General features: G+C 63.8%; 11 protein-coding genes and 1 pseudogene. 8 read left to right on the forward strand and 4 right to left on the reverse strand.

What is annotated here, in order from left to right; all coding sequences use genetic code 11:
* The 3 genes and pseudogenes from IVB47_RS08625 to IVB47_RS08635 form a co-directional block, all read left to right on the forward strand.
* A pseudogene (locus IVB47_RS08625) lies at positions 1-324 on the forward strand (3-isopropylmalate dehydratase small subunit); the annotation flags it as partial.
* An 80-nt stretch (positions 325-404) separates the two neighbouring features.
* The gene (locus tag IVB47_RS08630) at positions 405-1,190 is read left to right on the forward strand and encodes a hypothetical protein (protein ID WP_247461028.1); all 786 of its coding nucleotides are present in this window, start codon (positions 405-407) and stop codon (positions 1,188-1,190) included.
* Between the two features lie 271 nt (positions 1,191-1,461).
* Positions 1,462-1,881: a hypothetical protein gene (locus IVB47_RS08635; RefSeq protein ID WP_027566369.1), complete on the forward strand. Its 420-nt coding sequence runs from the start codon at positions 1,462-1,464 to the stop codon at positions 1,879-1,881.
* A gap of 129 nt (positions 1,882-2,010) precedes the next feature.
* On the opposite strand, the gene IVB47_RS08640 is transcribed toward IVB47_RS08635, so the two are convergent.
* Positions 2,011-3,687, reverse strand: a complete 1,677-nt coding sequence (locus IVB47_RS08640; RefSeq protein ID WP_247461030.1) for a PAS domain-containing methyl-accepting chemotaxis protein — start codon at positions 3,685-3,687, stop codon at positions 2,011-2,013.
* Between the two features lie 523 nt (positions 3,688-4,210).
* Here IVB47_RS08640 and IVB47_RS08645 point away from each other — a divergent pair.
* Positions 4,211-5,182, forward strand: coding sequence for an AraC family transcriptional regulator (locus IVB47_RS08645; protein WP_247461032.1), 972 nt, complete (start codon positions 4,211-4,213; stop codon positions 5,180-5,182).
* An 89-nt stretch (positions 5,183-5,271) separates the two neighbouring features.
* Here IVB47_RS08645 and IVB47_RS08650 read toward each other — a convergent pair whose 3' ends face one another.
* A complete protein-coding gene (locus tag IVB47_RS08650) occupies positions 5,272-6,153 on the reverse strand; it encodes a CoA ester lyase (protein ID WP_247461034.1) in 882 nt (293 codons plus the stop codon).
* 111 nt (positions 6,154-6,264) lie between these two features.
* Between IVB47_RS08650 and IVB47_RS08655 the strand changes: the two genes are divergently transcribed.
* Positions 6,265-6,909: a carbonic anhydrase gene (locus tag IVB47_RS08655; RefSeq protein ID WP_027566365.1), complete on the forward strand. Its 645-nt coding sequence runs from the start codon at positions 6,265-6,267 to the stop codon at positions 6,907-6,909.
* A 115-nt stretch (positions 6,910-7,024) separates the two neighbouring features.
* Here the strand turns inward: IVB47_RS08655 and IVB47_RS08660 are convergent, their stop codons facing one another.
* On the reverse strand, positions 7,025-8,059 hold the full coding sequence (locus IVB47_RS08660; RefSeq protein ID WP_247284948.1) for an aspartate-semialdehyde dehydrogenase: 1,035 nt from the start codon (positions 8,057-8,059) through the stop codon (positions 7,025-7,027).
* 116 nt (positions 8,060-8,175) lie between these two features.
* On the opposite strand from IVB47_RS08660, the gene IVB47_RS08665 reads away from it, so the two are divergent.
* Positions 8,176-8,967: a hypothetical protein gene (locus IVB47_RS08665; protein ID WP_247358196.1), complete on the forward strand. Its 792-nt coding sequence runs from the start codon at positions 8,176-8,178 to the stop codon at positions 8,965-8,967.
* Positions 8,968-9,123: 156 nt separating this feature from the next.
* A complete protein-coding gene (locus tag IVB47_RS08670) occupies positions 9,124-9,510 on the forward strand; it encodes a hypothetical protein (RefSeq protein WP_027566362.1) in 387 nt (128 codons plus the stop codon).
* Positions 9,511-9,629: 119 nt separating this feature from the next.
* Here the strand turns inward: IVB47_RS08670 and leuB are convergent, their stop codons facing one another.
* Positions 9,630-10,742, reverse strand: a complete 1,113-nt coding sequence (leuB, locus tag IVB47_RS08675; RefSeq protein ID WP_247461036.1) for a 3-isopropylmalate dehydrogenase — start codon at positions 10,740-10,742, stop codon at positions 9,630-9,632.
* Positions 10,743-10,873: 131 nt separating this feature from the next.
* Between leuB and IVB47_RS08680 the strand changes: the two genes are divergently transcribed.
* Positions 10,874-12,064, forward strand: a complete 1,191-nt coding sequence (locus tag IVB47_RS08680; RefSeq protein ID WP_247461038.1) for a YbfB/YjiJ family MFS transporter — start codon at positions 10,874-10,876, stop codon at positions 12,062-12,064.
* Positions 12,065-12,102: the final 38 nt, after the last annotated feature.

The following is a 12,102-nucleotide window of genomic DNA, read 5'->3' on the forward strand; positions in this document are numbered from 1 at the left end:
ATCCGCTGCGTGATCTCGACCTCGTTCGGCGACATCTTCTACAACAACTGCTTCAAGAACGGCATTCTGCCGATCCGGGTGGCCCAGGAAGACCTCGACAAGCTGTTCGACGACGCCGAGCGTGGCGCCAACGCGACGCTGACGATCGACCTGCCGAACCAGGAGATCCGCGGTCCCGACGGCGGCAACGTCAAGTTCGAGATCGACCCGTTCCGCAAGCACTGCCTGATCAACGGCCTCGACGACATCGGCCTGACGATGGAGAAGAAGGCCTCGATCGACACCTATGAGGACAAGCTCAAGCGCGAACGCGCCTGGGCCTGATCTCGAGTTTTTGTTTGAGCCCTGGTGCTGACAGCGCCGGGGCTTTTTCTTTGCCAGCGTTGTCCTCTATAGCTTGCGCCATGCTGCCCGACATCGTCACCTTCTGGCACGGCCCAATGGACGCCCTGCGCCAGACCTGCCTGCGCTCGCAGCTGGCTGCCGGCCACAAGGTCACGGTCTACAGTTTCGACACCATTCCCGGCCTGCCCGCCGGCGTCGGCAACGCGGATGCCGAGGCGATCCTGCCGCATGCGTTCTCCGAACGATTGCGACCGCCGCAGCCGGACGGCAACTGGCGCGACTGGACCACGCTCCAGTTCAGCGACTTCTTCCGCATGAAGCTGATGGCGAAAGGCCTCGGCCTCTGGCTCGACGCCGACGTGCTGCTGCTCAAACCCGTCGAGATCAATCCGGCAAAGCCCTATTTCGCGTGGGAGCGGCCACGCCAGCTCGGCAATTCCGTGATCTACCTCCCACCCGAACACGGCATCGTTGCCGCTTTCGAAGAGCTGATGGAGCAGGAGGAACTGACGCCGAACTGGCTGTCGCTGCGCCATCGCGTCACGTTTGCGATGCGCCGCCTGCGCGGCGGCTCGAACCGCCTCTCCGACATCCGCGTTGCGATCTTCGGGCCGGCGGCACTCACCGCGCTCGCGCGCCGCACCGGCGAGCTGCACTGCGCCTTGCCGAAGCAATCGTTCTACGCCGTGCATGCCGAACCGAAACTGTTCTTTGATCCCTCGAACCATCTCGGCCTGGTCACCGACCGCGAGATCATCGGCCTGCACATCTCGCCCAAGGGCCGCGGCGGCGAGAAACCGATCCCGGGCAGCCTGTATGCGTGGGCGGCGGAGCGGTTCGGCTGACTGCCGCGCAAGGGGTGCGCTCCCTCTCCCGCTTGCGGGAGAGGTTTGGGGAGAGGGTGTCTACGCAACGGGACAATCTCCTAGAGGAGAGAGCCCTCACCCGGCGCGCGGAACGATGCTTCGCATCGCCCGGGCGCGCCGACCTCTCCCGCAAGCGGGAGAGGTGCAGCGGAGCTCGGGGCTCCCTCATCGCTATTTGATCCAGCGCAACGCGCACCTGCACCATTGTGCCTAATCTCGCTCCAATTCCGCCGTTCGAATGGAGCTTCGCATGAGCACCGCAACCAGGCCTTATCCCATTGTCCAGGACCTCATCGAGTCCTTTGCAAGCTGGCTGAAGCATCGCCGCGAGCTGAACGAGATCCGGCAGCTCGACCGCGCCGATTTCGATCGCATCGCGCAAGACTTGCGGATCGCGCCTGACGATCTCGAAGAGCTGGTTCGCCACGGCAAGCACGCCGCCGACGAATTGCCGAAGATGCTGGAGCAGCTCGGCATCAGCGCCGAAGGGCTCGGCCGCGCGCATCCGCTGCTGCTGCGCGACATGGAGCGGGTCTGCGCGCTTTGCAGCCACAAGGGTCAGTGCGATCGCGAGCTAGCCGACGGCACCGCCGTGCAGAACTACCACGGCTTCTGCGCCAATGCGTCGACGCTGGAGTCGCTCGATCGGGCGGATCACGCGCATCGCTAAGGCACGCAGATCTTCTGCGCCGGCGGGCGAACGGATAGCGCCGCTCTCCAGGGCTGCCAGCCGTCCGGCTGGCGCTCGACTGCCGGCCTACCAAATCCCGTAACAGACCGTCAACGCGGTCTGCGCAGATCAGGCACTGCTGGCCATCGCCGCGGCTTCCGCTGCGGCGCGCTGCATGCTGGTCGACATCTCGTTTGTCACGGTGCTTTGCTCTTCGATGGCCGCGGCCGTCGACGTCACATATTCGCTGACGTTGTTGATGGCCGTCTTGATCGAAGCAAGCGCAGTGACGACGTCGCCGGAGATGCCGTTGAGGCTGCCGATCTCGGCGCCGATCTTGTCAGTGGCCTGCTTGGCCTGGTTAGCGAGGCTCTTGACCTCCGAGGCCACCACCGCAAAGCCCCGACCGGCTTCGCCGGCGCGGGCGGATTCGATGGTGGCGTTAAGGGCCAGGAGGTTGATCTGGCCGGTGATGTTGTTGATGAGCTCGACGATCCCGCTCATCGCCAGCGCTGCTTCGGTGAGGCGCTGGGCCTGGGCGTCGGCGGCGGCGACCTGATCCACCGCGCTCATCGCGGTATCGCGGGATTTGGTCATGGCTTCCGAAATTTCGCGCACTGAGGCGTTCAGCTCCTCGGAGCCTGCGGCAACAGACTCCATCATGCCGCGAACGCGCTCGTTGCCCATGCGGACCAGCACCTGCTTCGTGACGTCGGTCGCATATTTCACGACCTTGAACGGCTTGCCGTTGAGATCCATGATCGGATTGTAGGACGCCTGGATGTAGACCTCCCTGCCGCCCTTGCCGATGCGCTTGTATTCAGCCGCCTGGTACTGGCCGCGGTTGAGCGCCGCCCAGAACTCGCGATAGCCATTGCCATCGCGCTCCGACGGCTCGACGAACGTGCTGTGGTGCTTGCCCTTGATCTCCGCCAGCGAATAGCCGAGCGCGCCGAGGAAGTTCTCGTTCGCGGTGACGATCGTGCCGTCCATGTTGAACTCGATCACGGCCTGGGCCTTCTCGATGGCCGCGATCTGGCCCGCAAGGTCGGCATTCTTCAGCTTCTCCGCCGTGACGTCGGTCGCGAACTTGGCGACACCGAACGGCTTGCCGTTCTCATCGAGTAGCGGATTGTAGGAGGCGAGGATCCAGACCTCGCGGCCGCCCTTGCCGATCCGCTTGAATTCGCCGGCCTGGTATTCGCCGCGGTTGAGCTTGGCCCAGAGCTCGCGATAGGCCGTGCCGTTGCGCTCGGCCTCGGCGATGAACATGCTGTGATGCTTGCCCTCGATTTCGGGCAACGAATAGCCAAGCGCCTTGCAGAAATTCTCGTTGGCAGTGACGATGGTGCCGTCGAGCTTGAACTCGACTACGGCCTGGGCCCGGCCAACGGCGGCGATCTTCGAAGCGTCGGCCATGCTGCGGATCTTCTTCTCGGTGATGTCGATCGCAATCTTGGCGACCATCACCGTCTTGCCGTTGCCGTCGAGCACGGGATTGTAGGATGCTTCGATCCAGACCTCGCGGCCGTCCTTCGCGATCCGCTTGAACTCGCGCGCCTGATACTCGCCACTGTTTAATGCAGCCCAGAACGCCTTGTACTCGGTGCTGTCGCGCTGGTCGGCCGGCACGAACATGGAGTGATGCTTGCCCTGGATCTCGTCGAGCCGATAGCCGAGCGCATCGAGAAAATTCTTGTTGGCCGTGATGATCGTCCCATCAATATTGAATTCGATCATGGCTTGCGAGCGGCCGATTGCCTCAATCTGAGCTTGTGCATCGACGCGGGATTTACGACCGAACATTTCATCGCTCCGAAATTGATGCTTCGCCTGCAGCGCATGCGCTTCCAAACGATTGCAGCATTCATGGTTTCGCTCGGAATCTCGAGAGGACAACTGTGTGTCCGCTGTGCGACCCGGCACATGAAGGAGGTATACGAATCGAATTATCAGGGCATTTGTCCGACCGAAGACACAATGGCCGGATTCTGCCAAAGCGATAGCCGGACGGAGACATCCCGAGCCTCGCTCAGACGCCGAGGAGGCCATCGCGCCTGAATTGCGGACGCCGGCCCAAGATCGTTATCGGTATTCGGCAACGGGCCGGCATCGATCGCCCTCACCTCGGCTCGGGGTGATCCGTTGGCGCAAGAAAAACGTTCAAGCATTGCGTCGGCTCTTCAGACAATTTGTCGCAGCGGCTCGAACTTCGCGTGCAGGTTCACGCTCCGGCAAGCGTCAACGACGTCCGCGGGTCATGCCACGGAATCCCAATTGGTAGCGCCCGAATGGCGATACAGTGATTTGAGCCTTAGAGGATTCTGATTTGGGCGCCGTCTCCTATCTCGACCGGTATCCGTTGCTTAAGTCCCGCGACAGCGAGTTCGCGCGCGATCGCCTATTCGCCGAATATGGCGCAGACCGTTTCGACAAGCATGGCCGCGAGTTCGGTATCCAGGCCAATTTTGCTCGCTTGCAATCAATCGGCCTCGCCTTCTGCGGCTACGAAGGTGCGGCGTCGCTCTCCTTTCCTGAATCGCAAGTTCTCCGCCAGCTCTTCTCCATCCAAGGGGCTGCGAGCTTCAGCACCAAAGGGAGCAGCGGGCCAATTGGGGCCTTCAGTCCGATCATCTCCGGAGACGCCAGGCTGGATCTCGAGTTTGCGCCGGGCTATCGCCAATTGGTGCTGAGGATCGATGCCGCCGCACTCGAGCGGTTGCTGAAGACAATCCTGGGCGATGATAGCGACATGGAGCTGCGTTTCGCCCCGGGCGAATCCGATCCGGCGGTGATGACTTATGTTCGTCAGGACGTCTTCAGATTTGCGGAGGAGTTGGACAGGTTCGGCCAGGACTACTCACCCATAGCCATCAGCGAACTTGAGCGGGCGTTGATGGTTCGAATCCTTCTGGCACACCGGCACAATTTCACCGATCGACTTCAAGGCCCGGCGCCGGGCGCCAACCGGTCCGTCATCGACATCGTCGAATCCTACATCGAGGCTCATTGGGACGAACCAATCGATCTGGAGAAGATTGCCGCAATCGCCAACGTCAGCGTGCGGACGATTTATCGGGAATTCTCCGAGGCGGGGCGGGGATCACCGGGCCAGTGCGCGCGACGCTTCCGGCTTCAGCGGGCGACGGAGCTCTTGCGACATCCGGATGAGCAGACCAGCGTCGTTGCCGTCGCGTTCAAATGTGGCTTTCAAAATCTTGGCCGCTTTGCATCGGAATATCGGCGAGCGGTCGGTGAGCTGCCATCCGAAACCCTGAAGAATGCGAGACGGAGACAGTGACGCGACGAAGCAGTTCCTGGATTCACAGCAAAGCGCGGCCGCAAGCCGCGAGCATCATGTCGAAGTCAGCAGCGCGCAGGTGACGTCCCTCAGCCCTTGCCCATCGCCGCAATCGCATCCGCGATCTCGATCGTGCGCCGCGCCATGTCAGCGTGCAGGCGCTCCACCATCGCGCCGTCGAGACGGATCGCGCCGCGCGAGACGTTCTCCGGCAGCTCGAACGCGGCGATGATCTTTCGCGCGCGCGCGACTTCCTCTTCGGGCGGGGTGAAGATCGCGTTGCAGGCTTCGATCTGCGAGGGGTGAATCAGCGTCTTGCCGTCAAAACCGAGATCGCGGCCTTGCGCGCATTCGGTGGCGAAACCGTCGGAATTGGCGATGTCGCTGTAGGGACCGTCGAGGATTTCGAGGCCATGGGCGCGCGTCGCCAGGATGCAATGGGTGATCATCGGGATCATCGCGGCGCGGCCCGGCAGCATCTTGATGCGCGTCTCGCGCGAGATGTCGTTCGGGCCGAACACGAAGCCTGACAGGCGCCGCGCTGGATCGCGCCCTGCGGCAGCCAGTTCCTCGGCATGCAGCACCGCGCGTGCGGTCTCGATCATGGCCCAGACTTTTACGGTCGGCGCCGCGTCGAGCTCGGCGAGACGACGGCCGATCGTGTCGAGGTCCTCCACAGTGGAGACTTTTGGAACCAGGATGCCGTCCGGCGAGACCTTCGCCGCCATCGCGACGTCGTCGGCCCACCAGGGCGTGTCGAGGCCGTTGGTCCGGATCAGGATCTCGCGCTTGCCGAAACCTTTGGCTGCGATTGCGGCCGCGATGCCGTCGCGCGCCACCGCCTTGGCGTCGGGCGCGACGGAGTCTTCCAGATCGAGGATCAGGCCGTCGGCAGCGAGATTACGCGCCTTTTCCAGCGCGCGGGGGTTGGAGCCGGGCATGAACAGATGGCTGCGGCGCGGGCGGGTCATGCAAGCGTTCCTTCCGTTTTCCTCGTCTCACTTCCGACCGAAGCCGATAGCACCTGGCCTGCCTATTCGAAAGGCTTGTTCGTCCCAGCGGTATATGATTAGGCATAGGCCATGACTACATTCCCAGAGCATTTGCTGGAAGGCTACAAGGCCTTCGCCACCCAGCGGCTGCCGACCGAGCAGACCCGCTACCGCGAGCTGTCGGTGAAGGGGCAGTTCCCTGAAGTGATGGTGATCGGCTGCTGCGATAGCCGCGTCTCGCCCGAAGTGATCTTCGACGTTGGGCCGGGCGAACTCTTCGTGGTCCGCAACATCGCCAATCTGGTGCCGGTGTATCAGCCCGACGGCAACGCGCATGGCGTCTCGGCGGCGCTGGAGTATGCCGTGACGGTGCTGAAGGTGAAGCACATCGTGGTGCTCGGGCACGCCCAGTGCGGCGGCATCCGCGCCTTCGTCGACAAGATCGAGCCGCTCACGCCCGGCGACTTCATCGGCAAATGGATGCAGATGTTCATCAAGCCTGGCGAAGTGGTGGAGCAGCGCGACCACGAGACCATGGCGCAATTCGTCGAGCGCATCGAGAAGGCCGCGGTGTTCCGCAGCCTGGAAAACCTGATGACCTTCCCGTTCGTGCAGAAGGCGGTCGAGAGCGGTCAGATGCAGACCCACGGCGCCTATTTCGGCGTCGCGGAGGGATCGCTGTTCGTGCTGGACAAGGCGGCGAAGGAATTCAGGAACGCGCGAAGCGTGGCGTAGGTCCGCAGCTCTTGTAGGGTGGGCAAAGCGTAACGTGCCCACCACTTCTATCGCGATCGTGGAGAGATGGTGGGCACGGCGCTTCGCGCCTTTGCCCACCCTACGGCAGCACGGCTTACGCCGCCTTCTTCTTCGCGCTGATCAGCTTGCGGTTGATGAGGACTTCCGCGATCTGGATGGCATTGAGCGCGGCGCCCTTGCGTAGATTATCCGATACGCACCACAGCACGAGACCATTCTCCACCGTCGCGTCCTCGCGGATACGGCTGATATAGGTGGCGTCCTCGCCGGCGGCTTCATACGGCGTGGCGTAGCCGCCGGGCTCATGCTTGTCGATGACGAGGCAGCCCGGCGCCTTGCGCAGGATGTCGCGCGCTTCGTCCACGCTGATCGGGTTCTCGAACTCGATGTTGACGGCCTCGGAATGGCCGACGAAGACAGGCACGCGCACGCAGGTCGCGGAGAGCTTGATCTTGGGATCAAGAATCTTCTTGGTCTCCGCCATCATCTTCCACTCTTCCTTGGTGTAGCCGTCCTCCATGAAGACGTCGATCTGAGGAATGACGTTGAAGGCGATGCGCGCGGGAAACTTCTTATTGACCAGCTCCTGGTTGGTGTAGACGGCCTTGGTCTGCGAGAACAATTCGTCCATCGCATCCTTGCCGGCGCCCGACACCGATTGATAGGTCGAGACCACGACGCGCTTGATCGTTGCCTTGTCGTGCAGTGGCTTGAGCGCGACCACGAGCTGCGCGGTCGAGCAGTTCGGATTGGCGATGATGTTCTTCTTCTTGAAGCCCGCGGTGGCGTCCGCATTCACTTCCGGCACGATCAACGGCACGTCCGGGTCCATCCGCCAGGCCGAGGAATTGTCGATCACGACCGTGCCGGCGGCGCCGATCTTCGGCGACCATTCCTTCGACACCTCGCCGCCTGCCGACATCAGGCAGATGTCGACGTCGGAGAAGTCGTAATGCTCGAGCGCTTTGACCTTCAGCGTGCGGTCGCCGTAGGAGACCTCGACGCCCATGCTGCGGCGTGAGGCCAGGGCCACCACCTCGTCCGCGGGGAATTTGCGCTCATCCAAAATGTTGAGCATTTCCCGTCCGACATTGCCGGTCGCGCCGACGACTGCGACTTTGTAACCCATCGTTCACTCTCCGACGAAAAAGCTCTTTCCTGAAGCTGAGGCTTAAACAGGAAGAGCAGCGCTTCTATGCGAGAACCGGCCTCAAGACAACGTTGGACCATGCCTTAGGGACGTGGATGCAGTCGCCCGAGGCCAGCACGGCCACAACCCCCACCCAGATCCATCTGGCGCTTGCAGCCTTCGCCGACGAGGTCGTCGGCACGCTGGCGCGCCTGTTCGCCTATGTGGGGGCTTTGGTGCTGTTTGCCATCCTCGGCCTTGCGGCACTCGGCCAGCTGCCAACCTTGCGCGACGACGATGAGCCAGCGCTGAAGCCGGGTTGGGCCGTGGCCGACCGCTCGCCTCCGGCCTTCGCCCTCAGCCGGCTCGATTCGTCAGAAAAAACAGCCTCTTACACTATCTTGAGGCACCCCGAAGGCGGCCGCAGGGACGTGATGCGCTGGGCGGGCGAGGCGGACAAGGCCATGGCCGAGCTCGAAATCTATCGCGAGGGCGGCGAATTCGACGTCACCCGTCCGGCCGCCGCCGATCTGGCCGTCCGGATGGGACTGGGCACCGCGAGCCCGCTGGAGCAAGCCGGCCTGATCGACACGAAATTCGGCCCCGTCGCCCTATTCCAGCCGACCGGCACGGCGGAGGGCGCGCGGGCCTGCCTCGGCTACCTCAAGCGCAGCGAGGAGCCGGCGCTCCAGATCTCCGGATTCTCCTGCCAGGGCGACAGCCTGCCCGCCCGGCGCGCCGCGATCGCCTGCACGCTGAACCGGCTGACGCTGCTGACCTCGGGCAACGAGCCGAGGCTGGCCGAATTGTTCGCACATGCGGAGCTGAAGCGCCGCCCCTGCACGCTCCCGGGCACGTCGGACTGGCTGCTCGGCGCCGCCAATGCGCAATTGCGCGGCGCGCTCTGACCGGCATCAAGCTCAAGTGGCTGTATCCATGCAACTTTTGCCGGCGCGCACGATTATTCAGCGCTGGTGTGACCCAATAGACCTAGTTGCAGCCGCCCCGGCCGGGTTAGTATGAGGGCGAAATTGATTGGCGGCTTGCCGCCTGAAGGGGACGTGATGAGCTCGAATTTCTCTGCCGCGAACAAACTGGCGATGTGGCTTGCGGCCGGCGCCGTGATTGCCATGTCCTCAGCCTTCGCGACACCCGCCTCGGCCGACACCAAGAAGCAGCGCTATGACAGCGGTCGTCACTATTACGGCCCGAGCGGCCCCAACGCGAGCTACCAGCAGGGCCGCACCCGCATCTATGTGAGCAAGCGCTCCTGGCTCGACGGCGGCACCGAGGTCAATCCGGGCGACCGCAAGTTCTCCGACTATGCCTTCCCGCCGGCAGTGGGCTATCCGACCTTCGCGCGCGAAAATCTCAACCGCCCGATCGATCGCCAGCCGCTGAGCACGCCGCAGGATGTCGGCGGCTATCCGCAGAATTTCCCGCTGTACTGAGGCGGAATTATCGACCGAATCAAAATGGCCGGGCTCGCGCCCGGCCATTTTTGTTTTGAAGAGACCTTGTCGGGTGGGCACGCTTCGCTTTGCCCACCCTACAAACACTGCGCTCGCCGTCAGGCGTGCAGCTTCTGCAATTCCTTCAGGATCGCTTCGCCCATCTGCGTGGTCGAGGCGGCAATGGTGCCTTCCGACTTGATGTCGGCGGTGCGCAGGCCGCTGGCCAGCACCGCGGCGATCGCGGCGTCGACCTTATCGGCGAGCGCGCCCATGTCGAAGGAATAGCGCAGCGCCATGCCGAACGACGAGATCATCGCGATCGGATTGGCGAGGCCCTGGCCTGCGATATCAGGCGCCGAGCCGTGCACGGGCTCGTACAGCGCCTTGCGCTTCTTGCTCTTGACGTCGACCTCGCCGAGCGAGGCCGAGGGCAGCATGCCGAGCGATCCCGTCAGCATCGCAGCGATGTCGGACAGCATGTCGCCGAACAGATTGTCGGTGACGATGACGTCGAACTGCTTCGGCCATTTCACCAGCATCATGCCGCCGGAATCGGCGAGCTGGTGCTCGAGCGTGACGTCGGGGTATTCGCGCTTGTGGATCTGGGTCATGACCTCGTTCCAGAGCACGCCCGACTTCATGACGTTGCGCTTCTCCATCGACGTCACCTTGTTCTTGCGCTTCTTCGCAAGCTCGAAGGCGACGCGGCCGATGCGCTCGATCTCGTAGGTGTCGTAGACCTGGGTATCGATGGCGCGCTTCTGGCCGTTGCCGAGATCGGTGATGGTCTTGGGCTCGCCGAAATAGACGCCGCCGGTGAGCTCGCGCACGATCATGATGTCGAGGCCCTCGACCGCCTCGCGCTTGAGGCTGGAGGCCTCCGCGAGCGCCGGGTAGCAGACGGCGGGACGGAGGTTGGCGAACAGACCGAGATCCTTGCGCAGGCGCAGCAGACCGGCTTCGGGGCGCACCTCGTAGGGCACCGCGTCCCATTTGGGACCGCCGACCGCACCGAAGATGATCGCGTCGGCGTCCCTGGCCTTGGCCATGTCGCCTTCCGAGATCGACACCTTGTGTGCGTCATAGGCCGAACCGCCGACGAGGCCGGTGTCGGTCTCGAACTTGGCGATCCCCGCCGAACTGAGCCAGTCGATCAGCCGCTTCACCTCGCCCATCACCTCGGGGCCGATACCGTCGCCGGGAAGCAGCAGCAGTTTGTGGGTCGCCATGGTCGTTTCCTCTGAGGTCGATTTCGGCCGGAGTGCTAGAGCGGCGATGCGTGCTTGGCAAGACACCATTGCCGCTTCGGTTCTGTGCAAGGCGGGCAGGGCCTGCCACACTGCGCATGCCGGAGTACCCCTTGCACGCACCTGACCGCCCTCCACCCGATGCCCACCCCGCACGGTTGATCCTGACCCTGTCGCTGGCTGCGACAGTTGGGCTGGGTATCGGCCGCTTCGCCTATTCGCTGGTGCTCCCCGACATGCGGGAGGACCTCGGCTGGTCCTACTCGGCGGCCGGTTTCATGAACACCATCAACGCCGTCGGCTACCTCGCGGGCGCCCTTGTGGCGTCCCGGCTGATCCAGCGCGTCGGCTGGTCGGCCGCGATCCGCGGCGGAACCCTGGCCTGCGTCGCCGCGCTCGCGACTTGCGCGCTGACCGGGAATTTCGTCGCGCTGAGCCTGGCGCGTCTCGTGCTCGGCGTTGGCGCCGCGGCCGGTTTCGTCGCCGGTGGCGCGCTGGCCGCTTCCATTGCGCAGTCGCGCCCGGAGCGGGCCAATTTCCTGCTCAGCCTGTTTTATGCCGGACCCGGCATCGGCATTCTCGCATCGGGCCTGATCGCCCCGTTCACGCTGCAATATTTCGGGCCGGGCTCGTGGTGGATCGTGTGGTGGGCGATGACACTGCTGTCCGTCGTCATGACCGTGCCGCTGTTCCTGGTCCGCATCGAGAGCGGCGTGCGTTTCTCGCAAGGAAGCCACGGCGCCTTCGCGATTCTTCCGGTGCTGGTCTATCTCGCAGGCTACTTCCTGTTCGGCGCAGGCTACATCGCCTACATGACTTTCATGATCGCCTATGTGCGCGACGGCGGCGGCGGGGCCGCTGCGCAGGCCGCGTTCTGGAGCCTGATCGGCTTGAGCGCCTTCGTCACGCCGTGGGCCTGGCGCGGCGTGCTCGCGCTCGATCGCGGCGGATTGGCCACCGCCATCATCCTCGGCACCAACGCGCTCGGCGCCGCCCTGCCGATGCTCGGGCATTCGCCGGCATGGCTCGCGGTGTCGGCCGTCGTGTTCGGCGTCGCGTTCTTCGCCGTGGTCGGCTCGACCACCGCCTTCGTCCGCTTCAACTATCCGCCCGAGGTGTGGCCGACCGCGATCGCGGCGATGACGATCTCATTCGGCGTCGGCCAGACGCTCGGCCCGATCGTGGTCGGCGCGATCACGGACGCGCTGGGGAGCTTGAGTTACGCGCTGAACGTCTCGGCGGCGCTGCTGGCGCTGGGCGCAGTAGCGGCGCTGGGCCAGCGGAAGGTGGGGCCGGCCTCATAACAAATGTCGTCCGGCGAAGGCCGGGACCCATAACCACA

Source organism: Bradyrhizobium sp. 62 (assembly GCF_023073035.1).
Classification (GTDB): Bacteria; Pseudomonadota; Alphaproteobacteria; order Rhizobiales; family Xanthobacteraceae; genus Bradyrhizobium.